The sequence below is a fragment of the Nocardia puris genome (assembly GCF_003315035.1).
Lineage (GTDB): Bacteria > Actinomycetota > Actinomycetes > Mycobacteriales > Mycobacteriaceae > Nocardia > Nocardia puris.
On sequence record NZ_QNRE01000016.1, the window covers coordinates 94,956 to 112,021 of the forward strand.

17 protein-coding genes and 1 pseudogene are annotated in these 17,066 nt (G+C 69.6%); 10 read left to right on the top strand and 8 right to left on the bottom strand.

What is annotated here, in order from left to right:
- Nucleotides 1–30: 30 nt before the first annotated feature.
- Nucleotides 31–332 (top strand): annotated as a pseudogene (locus tag DFR74_RS37415) (ABC transporter); the annotation flags it as partial.
- Nucleotides 333–561: 229 nt separating this feature from the next.
- Here DFR74_RS37415 and DFR74_RS29615 read toward each other — a convergent pair.
- A complete protein-coding gene (locus DFR74_RS29615) occupies nt 562–1,524 on the bottom strand; it encodes a helix-turn-helix transcriptional regulator (protein WP_067510740.1) in 963 nt (320 codons plus the stop codon).
- 116 nt (nt 1,525–1,640) lie between these two features.
- On the opposite strand from DFR74_RS29615, the gene DFR74_RS29620 reads away from it, so the two are divergent.
- The 3 genes from DFR74_RS29620 to mscL all read left to right on the top strand — a co-directional run bounded on the left by DFR74_RS29620 (nt 1,641) and on the right by mscL (nt 4,012).
- Nucleotides 1,641–2,036, top strand: a complete 396-nt coding sequence (locus DFR74_RS29620) for a RidA family protein (protein WP_067510762.1) — start codon at nt 1,641–1,643, stop codon at nt 2,034–2,036.
- 334 nt (nt 2,037–2,370) lie between these two features.
- Nucleotides 2,371–3,057, top strand: coding sequence for a TetR/AcrR family transcriptional regulator (locus tag DFR74_RS29625; protein ID WP_067510739.1), 687 nt, complete (start codon nt 2,371–2,373; stop codon nt 3,055–3,057).
- Between the two features lie 547 nt (nt 3,058–3,604).
- The gene (mscL, locus tag DFR74_RS29630) at nt 3,605–4,012 is read left to right on the top strand and encodes a large conductance mechanosensitive channel protein MscL (protein WP_067510738.1); all 408 of its coding nucleotides are present in this window, start codon (nt 3,605–3,607) and stop codon (nt 4,010–4,012) included.
- A gap of 262 nt (nt 4,013–4,274) precedes the next feature.
- Here the strand turns inward: mscL and DFR74_RS29635 are convergent, their stop codons facing one another.
- The 7 genes from DFR74_RS29635 to DFR74_RS29665 form a co-directional block, all read right to left on the bottom strand.
- Nucleotides 4,275–4,952, bottom strand: a complete 678-nt coding sequence (locus tag DFR74_RS29635; RefSeq protein ID WP_067510737.1) for an MspA family porin — start codon at nt 4,950–4,952, stop codon at nt 4,275–4,277.
- Between the two features lie 65 nt (nt 4,953–5,017).
- A complete protein-coding gene (locus tag DFR74_RS29640; RefSeq protein WP_067510736.1) occupies nt 5,018–5,692 on the bottom strand; it encodes an MspA family porin in 675 nt (224 codons plus the stop codon).
- Nucleotides 5,693–6,201: 509 nt separating this feature from the next.
- A complete protein-coding gene (locus DFR74_RS38140; RefSeq protein ID WP_407675187.1) occupies nt 6,202–6,324 on the bottom strand; it encodes a hypothetical protein in 123 nt (40 codons plus the stop codon).
- A gap of 68 nt (nt 6,325–6,392) precedes the next feature.
- On the bottom strand, nt 6,393–6,959 hold the full coding sequence (locus tag DFR74_RS29650; RefSeq protein WP_067510734.1) for a MogA/MoaB family molybdenum cofactor biosynthesis protein: 567 nt from the start codon (nt 6,957–6,959) through the stop codon (nt 6,393–6,395).
- On the bottom strand, nt 6,959–8,260 hold the full coding sequence (locus DFR74_RS29655) for a S1C family serine protease (protein ID WP_084537807.1): 1,302 nt from the start codon (nt 8,258–8,260) through the stop codon (nt 6,959–6,961). Before DFR74_RS29655 ends, DFR74_RS29650 begins: the two co-directional genes overlap by 1 nt.
- A gap of 67 nt (nt 8,261–8,327) precedes the next feature.
- The gene (locus tag DFR74_RS29660) at nt 8,328–9,791 is read right to left on the bottom strand and encodes a HAMP domain-containing sensor histidine kinase (RefSeq protein ID WP_067510760.1); all 1,464 of its coding nucleotides are present in this window, start codon (nt 9,789–9,791) and stop codon (nt 8,328–8,330) included.
- Between the two features lie 9 nt (nt 9,792–9,800).
- Entirely contained in the window at nt 9,801–10,487 is a 687-nt protein-coding gene (locus DFR74_RS29665) for a response regulator transcription factor (RefSeq protein ID WP_067510733.1), read from the bottom strand.
- 354 nt (nt 10,488–10,841) lie between these two features.
- Between DFR74_RS29665 and DFR74_RS29670 the strand changes: the two genes are divergently transcribed.
- The 6 genes from DFR74_RS29670 (at nt 10,842) to DFR74_RS29695 (ending at nt 16,636) form a co-directional block, all read left to right on the top strand.
- Entirely contained in the window at nt 10,842–13,496 is a 2,655-nt protein-coding gene (locus tag DFR74_RS29670; RefSeq protein ID WP_067510732.1) for a sensor histidine kinase, read from the top strand.
- Nucleotides 13,493–13,903, top strand: a complete 411-nt coding sequence (locus DFR74_RS29675) for a roadblock/LC7 domain-containing protein (protein ID WP_067510731.1) — start codon at nt 13,493–13,495, stop codon at nt 13,901–13,903. Before DFR74_RS29670 ends, DFR74_RS29675 begins: the two co-directional genes overlap by 4 nt.
- Nucleotides 13,904–13,911: 8 nt before the next feature.
- Nucleotides 13,912–14,286: a DUF742 domain-containing protein gene (locus DFR74_RS29680; protein ID WP_067510730.1), complete on the top strand. Its 375-nt coding sequence runs from the start codon at nt 13,912–13,914 to the stop codon at nt 14,284–14,286.
- A gap of 28 nt (nt 14,287–14,314) precedes the next feature.
- Nucleotides 14,315–14,932: a GTP-binding protein gene (locus tag DFR74_RS29685; RefSeq protein ID WP_067510729.1), complete on the top strand. Its 618-nt coding sequence runs from the start codon at nt 14,315–14,317 to the stop codon at nt 14,930–14,932.
- A gap of 10 nt (nt 14,933–14,942) precedes the next feature.
- Nucleotides 14,943–15,761, top strand: a complete 819-nt coding sequence (locus tag DFR74_RS29690) for an MHYT domain-containing protein (protein ID WP_067510728.1) — start codon at nt 14,943–14,945, stop codon at nt 15,759–15,761.
- A gap of 461 nt (nt 15,762–16,222) precedes the next feature.
- On the top strand, nt 16,223–16,636 hold the full coding sequence (locus tag DFR74_RS29695; protein WP_067510727.1) for a hypothetical protein: 414 nt from the start codon (nt 16,223–16,225) through the stop codon (nt 16,634–16,636).
- Nucleotides 16,637–17,066: the final 430 nt, after the last annotated feature.

A 17,066-nucleotide genomic window follows, 5' to 3' on the forward strand; every position in this document is an offset into this window, starting at 1 on the left:
GCTTCTCCCAGGCGGGGAAGTGCGCGGGAGCGACAGGCGGATCTGGCGTCGCTCAGCCCTGGGGAAATCCGCGCAACCAGGTGTTTCCTCGACGAACCGACCACCGGGCTCGATCCGCGCGGCCGCCGGACCATGCGGGAAATCGTCCGGGTGCTCACCGCCGACGGCGTGACCATCTTCCTCATCACCCGGTACCTCGAGGAAGCCGATCAGCTGGCCGCAAGATCGCGGTCTTCGACCGGGGCCATATCGTCGCCGAGGGCACCGCCGACGAACTCGAGCGCAGCATCCCCGGCAGCCACGTCCGGCTGCGATACGCCGACACTGCCGGACGCGATCCGCCATACATCGCCTGCGCCAGCTACGGCAGGTACCGTGCGTGACCTGCCGCGATGTCACTGCGTGATCCGCCGTCGGCGCGACGCGTCTTCTACCACGGACGGAACCGATCGCCGGTCGAGGCGGCCGTGGCGGATCCGGGCCGGCCATCCGCGGTCGATTCGCGGCGCCCTCGGACGGGTTGTGTGTAGGGCTCGGTCCGGTGACTTCCCGGTCGGGCTGTCAGCGGACCTCGTACAGGTCGGCGATTTCGAGGGCGCGAGCGCGCAAGGCCGCCCGGAGGGTTTGCGGGGCACGAACTTCGGCGTCGGGGCCGAGTTGCCACAGCGCCCATTCGGCGTGGCGGGCGTCCTGGAAGATGACTTCGAGACGTAGGCGGCCGGTCGGGTCCAGGGTCTCGGAGAGGACGGCGAGGACGGTGGTGAGAAGTTCGTCGCGTCTGGTCGGGTTCAGCAGGAGCTGGGCGGTGAGCTGGTCGCCGCCGGTGCGGAAGCGGGTGGCGCGTTCGCGCCAGATCTGGTTCAGGTCGACGCGATCCGGGCGCCGGGCAGGCTCCGGGAGTTCTTCGGCGGCGCAGATGCGGGACAGGCGGTAGGTGCGATCCGCACCGGATCTGGTGGCCAGCAGGTAGCCCTGGTCGCGGACGGTGACCAGGCCGATCGGGTCCACCGTGCGCCAGCGCGGCGACTGGTCCACGGCCGTGTAGTGGATGCGCAGCTTCCGGCCGGCCACCACGGCGCGGCGGACCACCGCCATCGCGTCGCCGGGCACGTCCTCGGCGGGCAGGCGGCGGGCGAGCAGGTCGGTCTCCGGCTCCACGAGGAATCGCCGGGCCACATCACCGGCGGCGGCGCGCTGACTTTCGGGCAGCGCGTCGACCACCTTGCGCATGGCCGAGGCGAGTGCCGAGCCGAGACCGAACACCTGCCCCGAACCGGCGGTCAGCAGTGCGAGGGCCTCCTCGTGATTCAGCCCCGTCAGCTCGGTGCGGAAGCCGGGCAGCAGCGCGAAACCGCCGTGCCTGCCGCGCTCGGCGTAGACCGGGACGCCCGCCGCGGACAACGCCTCGATATCGCGCAGCACGGTGCGGGTGGACACCTCCAGCTCGCGGGCCAGGACCTCCGCCGTCAGCCGGCCCCGCTGACGCAGCAGCAGCACCAGGGAGACCAGGCGGTCGGCGCGCATACGAGAACCCTATCGAATACACGACACAGGGTGTCGTGATTTGTCGGCAAGCTCATCGGCACGACGTCGACGACCCGATCGACGGACGTACTCGAGCGAATGGAGTTGATGTGGGCATCGAACGCACGGCGGTCAATCCGGTCACCTGGTCGGTGGAGCTGGGGTTCAACCAAGGCGAGGTCGTCTCCGGGCAGACCCGGACCCTCTACATCTCGGGACAGACCGCGATGAACAGCGAAGGCAAGCCCGAGCACGAGGGCGATATGTCGGCGCAACTGGCGCTGAGCATCGACAACGTGGAGGCCGTGCTCCGGGAGGCGGGCATGTCGGTCGCCGATCTCGTCCGGCTCAACGTCTACACGACCGACGTCGACCTGCTCTTCCAGCACTACGGCGTGCTGGCGGCGCGGCTGGGCGCCGCCGGAGTGGCGCCCACCACCACGATGCTCGGGGTGACACGCCTGGCGATTCCGGGCCAGATGGTGGAACTCGAGGGAACCGCCGTCGCGTGACGCGGCCGGCCGCTCGTGCCGGATCATCCGGCACGAGCGACCGGCCGTCCGGCACGGCCGCACTATCTCGCATCCCTGTCCGTGATCGGGCTTCGCGACCAGGCCCGGCTGACATCGATCGACCCATGTGGTCAACCGGGGGTGGTAGTCGGCGAGGAGGCGGTTCGGTGTCGTTCAGCGCCCGGCTCGCGGAGGAGGGGCGCACTACGCATCATCGCCGGCATCGCCCGCCCGTCGGATCCCACCCGCTTCCGGTGCAGCCGGACTGATCGGCGGCACCGGTTCGACGGTCGGAGTCGGGAACCCTGTCGATGCGCTCGCGTATAAATGCTGCATGGAGACTCGTGGGCCGCAGGTCGAAGAGGAGGAGGCGCCGCCGTCGATGGCGCGGTCGTCCTTGTTGCGGGAGTTGCCCAGCACGCAGCGGGGGCTGCGGACGCGGGCGGCGCTGGTGGCCGCGGCGCGGAAGGTCTTCGAGAAGCGCGGGTATCTCGACACGCGGCTCAGCGATATCACCAAGGCGGCGAAGTGTTCCGCGGGCACCTTCTACACCTATTTCGCGAGCAAGGAGGAGATCTTCGCCGCGGTGCTGGAGGTCGCGCAGGAGGACATGATGCACCCGGGCATGCCCCGGGTGGCCGAGGACGCGGACCCGGCGCAGATCATCGCCGCCAGCAACCGCGCCTATTTCCTCGCCTATCAGCGCAACGCGAAATTGATGGGGTTGCTCGAACAGGTCGCCACGATCGACCCTGAATTCGCCGCATTGCGCAGGCGGCGCGCCGAGGCATTCGTCCTGCGCAACGCGCGTAGCATCGAGAACCTGCAGGAACGCGGGCTCGCCGACGCCGAACTCGATCCGATGCTCGCCTCACGCGCCCTGTCGGGGATGGTCAGCCGCCTCGCCTACACCCATTTCGTCACCGGCTACGACGGTGCCGAACCCGCCCCGCTCGACGCCCTGATCGACACGGCGAACCGGCTGTGGATCAACGCCTTACGCATTCCTCGTAACGACTGAGCTCGGCACGCCCGGGCACGAACCTCGGCGCACCGGGGGAACCCTCCTGAACGCCGAGTCGATCGTGCGCGAGAGGCTACGGTCTCCCCTGCACAGGTCCGCCGTCAGCCACGTGCGTTTCCAGCGAACCGGCCCAGCCCGGCACCGGCCCACTCATCGATCATCGACGACTACGCGACCCTGACACCGCCCCCGGCCCGACCGGCATCGATCTTCGCCGACAACCTCCGCGATGAAGGAGCGGAGCGGCGCCCGCGCCGCGCGAACGGGAACGGCATCCCGTCGGCATCGACACCCGCCACAAACGCACGCGGCGGCGAATCCTTCGGCGCCGGCCCGAGCGAACCGCCCCTCGGCACCAGCGGCTGACCAACCACCCGCCCACGCTCAGTTCACCGAGCGGACATACGCGCGCCCACCCGAATTCCTCGACGCCGAATATGTTCGCCGGACAATAACCACCAAGGTCAACTAGCATCTCTCGATACCCGGCGCCATTATTCGGCCGAGTGTGACCGCAGCTCCACGGGAAGAGGAGAGATCGGCAATGCTCAAGGGATTCAAGGATTTTCTGCTCCGCGGAAACGTCGTCGACCTGGCGGTAGCGGTCGTCATCGGTACCGCGTTCGTCGCGATCGTCACCGCGTTCAGCAACGGCATCATCAATCCACTGCTGGCCGTGTTCGGCGGGAGCGACGAGATCGGCCTCGGTTTCTACCTGGTTGCCGACAAGCCCGCGACCTTCGTGGAGATCGGCCCGATCATCACGGCGATCCTCAATTTCGTGCTCATCGCGGCGATCCTGTATTTCGTGCTGGTGGTGCCCGCGACGCGGTTGAAGAAGCGGTTCGGCGGCGAGCCGGAAGAACCGTTGAGCGACACCGAAATCCTGATCCAGATCCGCGATCTGCTCGCCGAGGGCCGCGAGAGCGGCGGCGGCAAGCACGAGTTCTGATCCGAGAGCGGGAGCGGGCCGCGAGCAGAGGTTCGACGGCCCGCTCCCTTCGGTTCGTCCGGGTTGTCCCCTCCGAACGACCGCTACAAGCATATCGGGCGCAGCTGGGCGGAGCCCATCCGAAAAACCTCGCGCATGGCCGGAGCGAAGGCGGAGGTACGCCTAACCCGAAGTTCGAAACTATAGGAAGATAGACAACGGGCCCGCCGCTCGCGCGACGGGCCCGTTCCCACATCATCTCCGGGCGGCTAGCCCGCGATCATCAGCCGAGGCTGAAGGGCTGGCCCCACAGGGTGACCCAGCTGATGACGTTGTCGGTCTCGACCTCGACGCTCACGAAGGAGCGCGCCTGGGCGTAGCCACCGCAGCCGGACAGGCCGATGGTGGAGTCGGCCCAGGTGACCGAGCCGCTGCTGCCCTTGAACTTGTTGCGCTTCTTGTGCGACTCGCTGCCGTAATCGTCGGCCTGCTCCAGGTCGAGGACGTAGAACGAGGTGGCCTGGCCGGGGCCGAGCGACAGGTTGCCGCCGCTGCTGGCACCAGCGCCGCCGGTGACGGTCTCACCGCTCCAGTCGAGCGAGCCCTCGACACCGCCGTCGACGCCGCCGCCTGCGATGTTGACCTGGCAGCCCACGACGTAGCCGGGGAAGATGGCGCCGCCGACGTCGCCGCCGGTGCCGGACAGCTCGACCTGCGCCGAACCCGAGACCCACGCGTTGCGGTGGACCGGGGTCGAGCCCATGGACGGGCTGATGGTGGCGGACTCGCCGACCATGCGGATGGTCACCACGGTGCCATCGCTCAGCGTCTTGGTGATTTCGCCGCCGGGCAGCGGCACGAAGGTGTCGGCATTGGCGGCGCCGGCGGAGAACAGGCCCATCGCGATGGTCGCGGCGGCGCCGGCACCGGCGAGCCGCGCCACGGTCTTACGAATGCTCATTGGTTGATACCCCTCGAGGGTTGATTCGCTTCAGCGAGAAGAATGTTCGGTGGATTCGACAGACGTCAGCCGATGCTGAACGGCGCCCCGTAGAGGGAGGTCTTCGAGTAGTGGTCGCCGATGATCTCGACGACGGTGTACGCCCGCGCCTGGGCGTAACCCGCGCAACCCTGGATCTCGATCTCGGCGTCCTGGTACTCGATCGAGTAGACGCCGGGCTTGAGGATGTCCTTCGCGCTGATCTGCACGAACTTGACCTCACCCGGGCCCAGGCTCAGGCCGACCGAGCCGCCGAGGCCACCGCTGCTGAGATCGATGACGCCGGAGATGCCCAGGCTGATCGCGTCGTCACCGATGCTGACCTGGCAGCCGACGATGTAGCCGGTGTTGATCTGCGAAGCACCGTGCGTCGAGGAGTTGTTGCTGCCGGGAGCGCCGGACGGGCCGTTGTAGGGACCCACCTCGCCCTCGGGGGTGACGGTGACGTCGGCGGTGGCTTTGCCGGACACCCAGACGACTCGTCCGGCGCCGTTGGCGGCCATCGATGGCGAAATGAGAGCGCTCTCCCCGGTGCGCGTGATGGTGACGCCAGGGCCGATCTTCTCGCCGTCCGGCAACGGCACGAAGGTATCGGCGTTGGCGGCGCCGGTGGACAGCAGGCCCATGGCAACGGCCGCGGCGGCGCCGACGCCCGCGGCGCGGGCTCCGCGACGCAAACCGTTGGTGCGGTTCTCGCTCATACTTCCCCTCATCAGGTTCAAACAGTCAACCTCGACCGTCGAGGCTGGACGGGTGGTCCTCTCAGGCCCAGCTCAGTTTGTCGCCTGTTTGTTGCCAACGTGTAACCCGTTGTTATTTCGGCGCAAAGCGTGAGCCGGCCCCGGAGCCGAGCCAGGCTCCGCCGGATCGGCGTCGTACGTGCCGCTTCCGAGCCCGAAGGGACCGTGTGGTGTGGGTGGCTCGTGGCGAAGATTAAACGGTGGGTAACGACTCGGCAACGCAAAGAAATATAAAGTTCAACGTGATGTAAATCACATGAAAACAGATGTTGATATCGCTTGACGTGCATAAACCGGCGGCGAACGCATCTGAAACCGTCGAATCGAGCGGTTCACGGCGCAAGAATGCCAAGCGAGCGCTACGCGCCAGCACAGTATTCGACCGTGCCGACATCGCGGCTCATCGCCCAGCTAATGGGAAGATCACCGCTTCTCCCGAGTCATCTACGGACTGAATCAGTAGTAACTGGTCATCCGTGATGGGGCGGCACCTGCGACCGCAGCCAGTCGTCACCCGAGCCGTTCTCGCGCGGATCGGTGTCGCGCTCGTCGGCGGTCGTGTCGGGCAGCGTGTCGCCGAAGATGCGCGCCAAACGCGCGACGTCCCTCGCGCGGCGCGTTGCCTCGCGAGGGACGTCGGGAGTTTCGCCGGGGGTGGCGATCAGTCCGCCAACCCGGACAGTTCGCCGATGACCTTGCTGGCCAGCGGCGACAGAGTTGCCATCCCGTCGCGGACGGCGGCGCGGGTTCCGGGCAGGTTCACCACGAGGGTGCTGCCGGAGATGCCCGCCAGCCCGCGCGAGAGGCCGGCGTCCAGCGATCCGGCGACCCGGCCCGAGGAGCGCAGCGCCTCGCTGATGCCGGGCAGTTCACGGTCGAGCACCTGCGAGGTCGCCTCCGGCGTCACATCGCGCGGGGACATGCCGGTGCCGCCGACCGAGATGACCAGATCGACACCGCCGATGACCGCGGTGTTGAGCGCGTTGCGGATCTCCACCTCGTCGGCCTGGACCGACACCGACGCGTCCACCAGGAAACCCGCCTCGGTCAGCAGTTCGGTGACCAGCGGGCCCAGCGAGTCCACCCCTCCGTGCGCGGTCCGATCGTCGACGACAACCACCAGTGCTCGCCCTGCCACAGGAGCATCGATTTCCATGGTGCTCACCGTAGCGCCTGCGCCGAGGAGTCCGGCGGCGGCAGCGGTGAATCCGGCTTCGGACAGTCGCATCAGCGGCCCCCGTCCGCGGGCGCGCCGGTGAGCGTCACCTCGACGGTCTTCGGATTGTTGCCTTGTTCGTCGGTATAGGTGATCTGCACCTTGTCTCCCGGTTGACGTGAACGGACGGCGGCGATGAGTGCCTCGCCGGAATCGATGGGACGGTCGTCGAGCCTGGTGATGACGGCGCCCGCCGGGATGCCCGCGCGGGCGGCCGGTCCGTCGGGTACGGCCTCGAGCACCAGCGCGGCGCCCGCCTGGGGCCGCACCTTGATGCCGATCTGCGCGTAGGTGGCGCTGCCGGTCTTGATGATCTCGTCGGCGACCCGCCTGGCCTGGTCGACGGGAATCGCGAACCCGAGGCCGATGGAACCGCTCTGCTGGCCGCTCAGCTCGGAGGCGCCCAGCGTGGCGATGGCGGTGTTGATGCCGATCAGCTTGCCCTCGCCGTCCACCAGCGCGCCGCCGGAGTTGCCGGGGTTGATGGCGGCGTCGGTCTGGATGGCGTCGATCACGGGCTGCGTGGTGGGGTTCTGGCTGCCCTGGCCGCTGGTCGACACCGGACGGTTGAGCGCCGACACGATGCCGGTGGTGACGGTGCCGGCCAGGCCGAGCGGCGAGCCGATGGCCACCACCGGCTGACCCACCTGGAGGTTCTGCGAGGTGCCCAGTTCGATGGGGGTGAGCCCGGTCTTGCCCTCGACCTTGATCACCGCGAGGTCCGAGACGGGGTCCGCGCCGACCATGGTGGCGGTCGCGCTGCTCCCGTCGGAGAACACCACTTCCATCCTGGCGTTCGCGCCGCCGCCGGCCGCGACGTGGTTATTGGTGAGGATGAGTCCGTCGGAGGAGAGCACCACGCCCGAGCCCTCGCCCTCGGCGCGGTTGCTGGCGACCTTGATCATCACGACGCTGGGCAGCACCTTCTGCGCCACCGCCTGGGTGGAGCCCGCGGGCGCGTTGGCCACCGTATTCACCCCGGGGCGCGGGGCATCGAGCGCATTGGTGACGGGCGCGCCACCGGAATCGTTCCCGGCGACCAGCGCACCGACCGCGCCGCCCACACCGCCGCTCACCAGCGCCAGCGCAACCGCGCCCGCGACGAGACCGGTGCGCACCGGTTTACGCGCGGGCGGTGCGGCGGGGGCCGTGGCAAAGGCGGGAGCGGCGTAGGCGGGCGGCGGGTAGCCCGGCGCGCCGTACTCCGCGGGCTGCTGTGGGTGCCACGCGGACTGATCGGCCGGGATCCGCTCGGTCGGCGGATGGCCGGGCGCCGAGTGTTCCCCGCGGCGTTCCTGGAAATCCTCGGTCATGGGTGTTCTCCTCACGTCTGCCGACCAGCGTGCCGACGACGGCTTAGAGCCGACTGAGACCGTGCTATCAGTTTTCCGAGAGCTGAGCGGCGGACGCACCGTCGCCCTCACCGGGTAACACGATACGGATCAGGGCGCCGCCGCGCTCCGAGGTATCGATGCTGATGGTGCCGCCGTGTTTGGTCACGACCTGCTTGACGATCGCCAGGCCCAGCCCCGATCCGGGCATGGAGCGCGAGGCGGTGGTGCGGTAGAACCGCTCGAACACCAGCTCCCGCTCCGCGGCCGGAATACCGGGCCCGGCGTCGTCGACGGCCAGTTCCAGCAGTCCGCGCCCGGCCTCGCGCATGGTGACCCGCACCGTGGTGCCGGGCGAACTCCATTTGGCCGCGTTGTCCAGGACGTTGAGCACCGCCCGTTCCAGCCCGGCCTCGTGCCCGTAGACGAACCACGGGCGCAGCTCGGCGACGAACTCGACGGAACCGCGCCGCCGCCGCGCCCGCTCCAGCGCGCGCTCGGTGACCTCGCCGAGATCGATCCGGTCGTACACGGTCTCCGGCGCGTCCTCGCGGGCCAGGTCGACCAGATCGCCGACCAGGGTCGACAGCTCCTCGATCTGGGCCACCACGTCGGCGCGCAGCTCGGCCATGTCCTCCTCGGGGATGCGCGGCGCGCCGGGCCTGCCGGAGGCGATGAGCAGTTCCATATTGGTGCGCAGCGAGGTGAGCGGCGTGCGCAGTTCGTGGCCCGCGTCGGCGACGAGACGGCGCTGCCGGTCGCGTGATTCGGCCAGCGCCCGCAGCATGGTGTTGAAACTCTCGGTGAGCCTGGCGAGTTCGTCGTCGCCGGTGACCGGGATCGGGGTGAGGTCGTCGGTGCGGGCGACGCGTTCGGTGGCGGCGGTGAGCCGGGCGATGGGCCGCAGCCCGGTGCGCCCGACCGCCGTGCCCGCCGCCGCGGCCAGCACCACGCCGCAGCCGCCGACCACGAACAGCAGCCAGGCCAGCCGGTCGAGCACTTCCCTGGTGGGTTCCAGGCGCTGCGAGATGACCAGCGTGGCACCGGAGTTCGTGCGCACCGCCAGCACCCGCTGGTTGCGCACGGTGCGCAGCGAGGAGGGCAGCGTGCCGTCGGCGACGGCGAGCTCCTCCTCCCCCAGCGGCGGATCGGTGTGCTGCGGCGGGATGTAGGGCTTGTGGTCGGCGAATATCAGCGCGACGCCCACGTCGTTGGAGAACAGGCCGGCCAGGATGATCGACTGGAAGCCCATGCTCTCGAAATTGTTGTTGATCATCGTCGACGCGCGCGCCCGCAACTGTGCGTCGACGTCGGCGTAGAGCGCGCGCGCCACCATCGCGTACGCGGCGATCGAGGTGAGCGCCACCGCGATCGCCACCACCGACGCCGCGAGCAGGGTGACGCGCCAGCGCAGCGACACCGACCGGGTGAGCGGCATGGGCGGGCGCATCTCGGCCGGATCGGGCCTGCCGACCGGGGCGATCTTGTGCGGGCGGGTGGAACCTCGTGCCATCACCGGCGCCTACGGCGGAGTCTCGCGCAGCACGTAGCCGACGCCGCGCACGGTGTGGATGAGACGCGGCTCGCCCTCGGCCTCGGTCTTGCGGCGCAGGTAGCCGATGTAGACCTCGAGCGCGTTGCCGGAGGTGGGAAAGTCGTAGCCCCAGACCTCTTCGAGGATGCGGCTGCGGGTGAGCACGCGGCGCGGGTTGGCCATCAGCATCTCGAGCAGCGAGAACTCGGTGCGGGTCAGGCTGATCGAGCGGCCGTCGCGGGCCACCTCGCGGGTGACCGGGTCCAGCGACAGATCGGCGAACCGCATGGCCTCCGACGTGTCGCCCTGGTCGGGGGCCCGGCGGCGCAGCAGGGCGCGCAGCCGCGCCAGCAATTCTTCGAGCGCGAATGGTTTCGGCAGATAATCGTCGGCACCGGCGTCGAGCCCGGCAACTCTTTCGGAAACCGAATCCCGCGCCGTCAAAACCAGAATCGGAAGATCGTCACCGGTGCTGCGCAACCGCCGGCAAACCTCGAGGCCGTCCAGGCGCGGCATCATCACATCCAGCACCAGCGCGTCGGGGCGCTGCGCGGCGGCTTTCTCCAGGGCGTCCACACCGTCCACGGCGAGATCGACGGAGTAGCCGTTGAAGGTCAGCGACCGGCGCAGCGATTCCCGGACGGCGCGATCGTCGTCGACTACCAGAATGCGCATGACAACAGTCTGACCGCACCGACTGAGAGCCGACTGAGAGGGGCGTGCGACACGCCACGTCGCCGTCCGGCCGACGACACGCCGAAGCACCACCGATGACCAGCGACTTTCATCGGCGCTCGCGGTTTCCGGTCGCTGGGTTGGTTGAGATTTCGACCGAATCTTGTTCTGCGTGGCCATATTAGGGAATTGTCGAACGGGACAGTCCGGATTGCCGGAACCCACGCGGCGGGGTATGTTCCCTGCGGTAAAAACAAGACCTCGAGTTGGTTCTCAGCGGGTTGGTCCCATACTTTTCGCGAACAGCCACTAACCATCCGGGGAACCCGCGCGGAGTGGAGGCGACGGAAGCGGATGGAAGCAGCACCGCGTTCCCGGCAATTCAGGCTGTCGAACTGGTCCGTCACCCGCAAGGTCGGGATCGTACTACTGCTGCCGGTGGTGCTGGCCTCGACGTTCGCCGTCTTGCGCATCAACGACGAGCTCAACACCATCGCCGACCTGGACGCCGCGACCGACCAGGCCAGGATCATCCGGCCGATGCTCGGATTCGCCTCGGCCACCGAACAACTCGCGGTCACCACGGCCACCGTCTGGGATAACCAGGAGACCGCGGGCGACGCCGAGATCGACCGCATCGCGGGCCGTTTCGACCAGGCCGCGGCCGATCTGCAGACGGCGCTGCGCTCCACCGGCGCCTCCACCGAGGTCACCAACGAACTCGACGCCGCGCTCACCGCGGGCCGCGCCATGCGCAACGGCCTACGCAACAGTTCCCCCGTCGCCATCGGCCAGCAGGCCGACGAGGTCGCCGCCCGCATCGGCAACGCCATCGCGCGCTCGACCTCGCTGGAGGAGATCACCATCCAGCGGTACTTCCTGCAGCTCGGTGTGACCACCAACGCGCGGCGGCTGCACACCCAGCAGTACCTGCTGATCGGTTCGCCCGGCGCCGACCGCAACCCCGCGGTGCGCCCCACGGTACTCACCACCGCCGGTGGCGAACTCGTGTTGCTCGCCCAGTTCGCCCAGCTGCAACCGAGTTCCGCGCTCAACGCCAGCGTGCTGATCGACTCGGTGAACGTGCGCCTCGGCGCGTTCAGCCAGAACCTCGGCGAGCCCGCCAGCAGCCAGCCCGTCGCGGATTCGCTGCGCACCAGCGCCACCGCCTACGACCAGACCACGCTGAGCCTGGTCGACACCATCGACGAACGGCTGGCCGCGCGAACCGCCGAAGTGCGCGGCGTGGTGTTGCGCGATATCGCGATCGTGGTGACCACCCTGCTCGCCGGTCTCGCGCTGGCGCTGGCGGTCGCCCGCTCGCTCGTCGTGCCGATCCGCCGCCTGCGCCACGGCGCCCTCCAGGTCGCCCACGTCGACCTCCCCAACGAGCTCGAAGTGGTGCGCTCGGGCGGCGCCACCCCCGAGGCCACCCGCGTCGACGTGCACACCACCGAGGAGATCGGCCAGCTGGCCCGCGCCGTCGACGACATCCACGACGCCGCGCTGCATCTCGCCGGTGAGCAGGCCCGTCTGCGCCTTCAGATCGGCAGCATGTTCGAGACCCTGTCGCGGCGCAGCCAGTCCCTCGTGGAGCAGCAGCTCACCCTCATCGAGGAACTCGAGCACGACGAGGACAACTCCGAGCGCCTGCAGAGCCTGTTCCGCCTGGACCACCTCGCCACCCGCATGCGCCGCAACGGCGACAACCTGCTGGTGCTCGCCGGCACCGCGCTGCGCCGCGGCCACCTGCCGCCGGTGCCGCTGTCGGACATGCTGTGGAGCGCGGTCTCCCAGGTCGAGGACTACCAGCGCGTCGAGATCGGCACCGCGCCCGACGGCATCGTGCCGGGTGAGCCCGCCGTCGACGTCGAGCACCTGCTCGCCGAGCTCATCGACAACGCGCTGCGCTACTCGCCGCCCACCACCCCGGTCGCGGTGTCGGTGGCGCGCGCGGTGGACGGCGGCTACCTGATCGAGATCATCGACCGCGGCCTTGGCATGTCGGCCGAGGACCTGCAGACCGTCAACGAGCACCTCGCCTCCGGTGGTGAGGTCACCGTCGAGACCGCCCGCCGCATGGGTCTTTTCGTGGTCGGCCGCCTCGCCAAGCGCCACAACATCACCGTCAACCTGCGCCGCACCTCGGCGATGGCGCAGCAGCCCGGCATCACGGCGAGCGTGCACCTGCCGGGCACGCTGGTCTCGCCGGTGCCGGTGTCGGACAAGACGCCGCAGCTCACCGCGCCGCAGCCGCCGCACGAGCTGCCCGCCGAGCCGACGATCGCGCCGCCGCGGATGCTGGTACCGGTGCCGAGTCTGGCGCTGCCCGAGCACACCTCGTCGTTCGAGACCAGCGCCAGCGGCCTGCCGCAGCGCCGCCCGGCCATCCGGGTGGCGGGCCCGGCCGAGCGCGAACCCGCCATCCTCGACGTGGAGACCACCGATCCCGGCCGCGGCGGCATGCGGCCGCTGCGCAACCGCACCGGCAACGGCGCTGCCTCCCAAGCCGAACCGCTCGCCCTGCCCGCCCCGGCGCAAGAAGAGGCGAAGGTGGACGTGTGGGCCGAGACCGAGACCTACGCGATCCCCGAACCGCCCGCTCCCGCCCCCGCGGCGCCCACCGCGACGGCCGCGCAGCCGACGGTCACCGGGCTGCGACCGGTCAACGGCGAATCGCCGACGCCGATCTACCAGCGCATGGTGTCGGAGTGGCTGGTCGAACCCGCCACCGCCGCCGCGGAGCACAGCGAAGGCACCTGGACCTCCCCCGCCGACGTGGGCTGGGCCGCCGCCGCGGAGGCCAGCAACCCGGCTACCTCCGGACGCACGTCCGGAGGTCTGCCGATCCGCCAGCCCGGCGCCCAGCTGGTCCCCGGCGGGCTCGCCCCGGCCACCGAATCCAACCAGCGGAATCCTGACGAGATCCGCAACAGCTTGACCAGGCATCTCAGCGGGGTCCGCAGCGGGCGGGCCGACGCCCAGTACAACGACGGAGGGCTTGCATGACCGAGAAACCAGGCACTACGACGGACGAGAACCTGAACTGGCTGGTCACCCGTTTCACCCGGGACGTCCCGGGTGTCACGCACGCCGTGCTCGTGTCGGCCGACGGCCTGCTGCAGGCCACCAGCCCGCACCTGCCCGGCGATCGCGCCGAACAGCTGGCCGCCGTCACCGCGGGTCTGGCGAGCCTGTCGGCGGGCGCGGCCCAGCTGTTCAACGGCGGCAAGGTGATGCAATCGATCGTCGACATGCAGCGCGGCTACCTGCTGGTGATGACGGTCGGCAACGGCTCGCACCTGGCCGTGCTCGCGAACAAGACGCACGACATCGGCCGCATCGGATACGAGATGGCGCTGCTGGTCGACCGGGTCGGTTCGGTGGTCCAAGCCACCGCCCGCACCGCCGTCTAGAGCGTGCCATGTCCAACCCAGCCGGCGGGGGGCCGGTCACTCCACCCACGCGTGTTCGACCGTACGCCCTGACCTCGGGGCGTACCGAGCCCGCGGTCGACCTACCCCTGGAGGCGGTCATCGAGACCATCTCCTACACTGCCCATTTCGATTGGCCGGTCGGCGATATCCGTACCGATATCGTGCGGCTCGCGACCGCGCGCTTGTCGGTCGCCGAGATCTCGGCTCAGCTACAGCGGCCGCTCGGCCTGGTCCGGGTCGTGATCGGCGATCTCGTCGTCGCCGGGACGCTGCGTGTGCATTCGACCCTGAGCGACCAGGCGACCTACGACGAGCGCCGGTCCCTGATGGAGAGGACTCTGCGTGGACTCCGCGCCCTATAACCCCCAGCCGTACGGTTCGGCGCCCGCGATGCATCCGGCGCCGCAGGCCCCAGGCGCACCGCAGGACAACCGGACCGCCTCGACCAAGATCGTCGTCGCCGGGGGGTTCGGCGCGGGCAAGACCACCTTCGTCGGCGCGGTGTCGGAGATCGTCCCGCTGCGCACCGAGGCGATGGTGACCGGTTTCTCCGACGGCATCGACGACCTGGCCGCCACGCCGGGCAAGGAGACCACCACGGTCGCCATGGATTTCGGCCGGATCGTGCTGCCGGGCAACCTGACGCTGTACCTGTTCGGCACGCCGGGCCAGCGCCGCTTCTGGTTCATGTGGGACGACCTGATCCGCGGCGCCATCGGCGCGGTGGTGCTGGTGGACACCCGGCGCATCGAGGACAGCTTCGCGGCGGTGGACTTCTTCGAGGCGCGGGGGTTGCCGTTCCTGGTGGCGGTCAACCGATTCCCCGACGCGCCCCGGTTCCCGGTGGCCGAGCTGCGCGAGGCGCTGTCGGTGCGCCCTGGCGTGCCGATCGTGGACATCGACGCGCGCAACGCCATGGAGGTGCGCCAGTCTCTGGCCGCCGTCACGGAATACGCGATCCAGCGGCTGGCGGCCGAGCAGGGTGCCCAGCCGGTCGGGCAGGTGTGAGGGTTCGCAGTTGATCTACTTCTCCATGGGCTATTGGGTGCTCGGCCTGTCGATCCTGGTGTCGATGGCGGGTGCCCTGATGGGCTTGATCTGCGTGCGCCAGTCCACCAAGTCGGTGACGGCAAAGTTCCGGATGGTGTGGCTGGCCTCGGCCGCGGTGTCGATCGGCGGCATCGGCACCTGGCTGGCGGTCTTCGTCTCGATGCTCGGCGTCGAACCCTCCGGCGACACGCTGATCCGCTACGACGTCACCCGGCTCACCGCCGCGGCCGTGCTGGCCGTGGTGTCGGTGTTCGCCGGATTGGTGACGGCGGGCCGCGCCCCCGCGCTGCTGCGGCTGGTGGGCAGCGGCGTGCTGATCGGCGTCGGGTCGAGTCTGGCCATGGCCCTGGGGATGAGCGCGGTGCGGATCCGCGGCGAGCTGGAGACCAACGTGTTCGCGATCCTGGCCGCCACCCTGCTGGCGATCGGGATCGCCGTGGCCACACTGTGGTTCGCGCTGGGCAGGCGTTCCGCGCTCACGGTGGTGGGCGCCGCGGCGCTGTTCGGCCTCGCCGTCGCCGGAACGCATTTCGTGCGGATGGCCGGTGTGGAGATGGTGCTGGACCCGCGCGCCGCCACCCCGGAGGGTGACGACCTCTTCTCGTTCTTGGTGCCGATGTTCGTGGTGGGCACGCTCTCGCTCTCGGTGCCGATCACCGCGGTGCTCGTCGCGCCGGACCGGCGCACCGCGACCGACCCGGTCGCCGCGCCCGCGCGGCAACCCGAGCCCCCGCGGCAGTCGGCGCCCTTCCCGGCGCGCGACCGTCAGCCGCAGTTCACCCGCTGATCGAGATTCCGGCGGATTGGACTGGGGCCCATGCGTTTCAGGGCGCGGTACGGCCGATTCGGCGCCGTACCGCGGGTTCGCATCCCCTTGATGCCCACCTCGCCGACGCCGCCACCGTGCTCGAACGCGCGAATGTGCGCTACTGCGGCGGTGTCCGGCCGGTGAGCCGTTCGCCGGACACAGGGGCGGGCGCTGCCCGCCAGACCGATGCCGGGCGAGCGGAATGCTCCACTCGGCAGACCGCGCCTGGCACCCGGAACACCGCGACCGACCGACAGCGGGCGGAACACCCCGCCCGGCGGACCGACGCCCGCGGCACAACGCTCGCTCGGCGGACCGACGCTCGGCGGGCGAAACACGCCAGGCGCGGCGCAATATTCAGCAGGCGCCTTGCTGCGCTGTGAACGTGGCCGGGACAGCGGATTTCGGCCGGTGAGAACTTCCGAGGAGAGGAACCGGACATGACGCCGGAGCAGGACGCGGTGCTGCGCGATATCCAGGTCCAGCTGCGCGGCCCCGGACTGGCGGGCTGGCCGCAGCTGGGCACCGATGCCGAAGGGCGGCACCTGACCCTGGTGGAGGGTTTGGCGGCGGCGCTGCGCCGGATCGGCGAGCTGGAGGGCGATACCGAGGCCCTGCGCGCGGAGGTGGCCGAACTGCGCACGGAGATCAGCGAACTGGAGGCCACGGCGGCCGAGCTGGCGGCCGAGGTCGGGCGCCTGGAGGGCAGGCGGTGGCCGTGGCCGCTGTCGCTCGTGGAGGGGCCCGCCGAGCTGATCGGGGCGCAGCTGGCGCGGTTGGAGGCGCTGCTGCCGGACCTGCCGGGCCGGGCCGAGGCGGCGTCGGCGCCGAATGGGCGAAACTCGGAGAATTGACACGCGCGTGCCGGAATTCCGGCCGGGGCTGTCGGCACGATAACGTTCCGGCAGAAAACATTTCGGCGAGAGGCCCGAGAAATGGCGATGAGCGGGTTCCACCGGAAACCCGGGGAACCCGCCCTCGCAGATGAGGGTACCGGCACGCTCGCGCGAAATCATCAGTGCACGAAGACTTTTAATCGGCTTAAAAACCAACTCTCAGTATGTATTTCACAGTACGGCAAATCGGGGGCGCGCGATCATAACCACATCCTCGCATGTGACGCCCGACACACCGATTGCCAGTCGGTTGCCCCGACCCGCCCGACGCCCCGAGGATCGTTGCGCGCGTTCGGCGCCCGCGACGAACCGGCGCAGTTGTCGTCGCCCGGTAGGAGGCGAGCCGGGCCTCGTCCGCCCGGCGGCACCCATCAAATTTCGTCTCGAA

Coding starts and splice junctions, on each gene's coding strand:
- DFR74_RS29675 (WP_067510731.1), top strand. CDS start 13,493: ATGACCGAGAAACCAGGCACTACGACGGACGAGAACCTGAACTGGCTG.
- DFR74_RS29660 (WP_067510760.1), bottom strand. CDS start 9,791: ATGGCACGAGGTTCCACCCGCCCGCACAAGATCGCCCCGGTCGGCAGG.
- DFR74_RS29635 (WP_067510737.1), bottom strand. CDS start 4,952: ATGAGCATTCGTAAGACCGTGGCGCGGCTCGCCGGTGCCGGCGCCGCC.
- DFR74_RS29685 (WP_067510729.1), top strand. CDS start 14,315: ATGCATCCGGCGCCGCAGGCCCCAGGCGCACCGCAGGACAACCGGACC.
- DFR74_RS29615 (WP_067510740.1), bottom strand. CDS start 1,524: ATGCGCGCCGACCGCCTGGTCTCCCTGGTGCTGCTGCTGCGTCAGCGG.
- DFR74_RS29650 (WP_067510734.1), bottom strand. CDS start 6,959: ATGCGACTGTCCGAAGCCGGATTCACCGCTGCCGCCGCCGGACTCCTC.
- DFR74_RS29670 (WP_067510732.1), top strand. CDS start 10,842: ATGGAAGCAGCACCGCGTTCCCGGCAATTCAGGCTGTCGAACTGGTCC.
- DFR74_RS29680 (WP_067510730.1), top strand. CDS start 13,912: ATGTCCAACCCAGCCGGCGGGGGGCCGGTCACTCCACCCACGCGTGTT.
- DFR74_RS29625 (WP_067510739.1), top strand. CDS start 2,371: ATGGAGACTCGTGGGCCGCAGGTCGAAGAGGAGGAGGCGCCGCCGTCG.
- DFR74_RS29640 (WP_067510736.1), bottom strand. CDS start 5,692: ATGAGCGAGAACCGCACCAACGGTTTGCGTCGCGGAGCCCGCGCCGCG.
- DFR74_RS29695 (WP_067510727.1), top strand. CDS start 16,223: ATGACGCCGGAGCAGGACGCGGTGCTGCGCGATATCCAGGTCCAGCTG.
- mscL (WP_067510738.1), top strand. CDS start 3,605: ATGCTCAAGGGATTCAAGGATTTTCTGCTCCGCGGAAACGTCGTCGAC.
- DFR74_RS29665 (WP_067510733.1), bottom strand. CDS start 10,487: ATGCGCATTCTGGTAGTCGACGACGATCGCGCCGTCCGGGAATCGCTG.
- DFR74_RS29655 (WP_084537807.1), bottom strand. CDS start 8,260: ATGACCGAGGATTTCCAGGAACGCCGCGGGGAACACTCGGCGCCCGGC.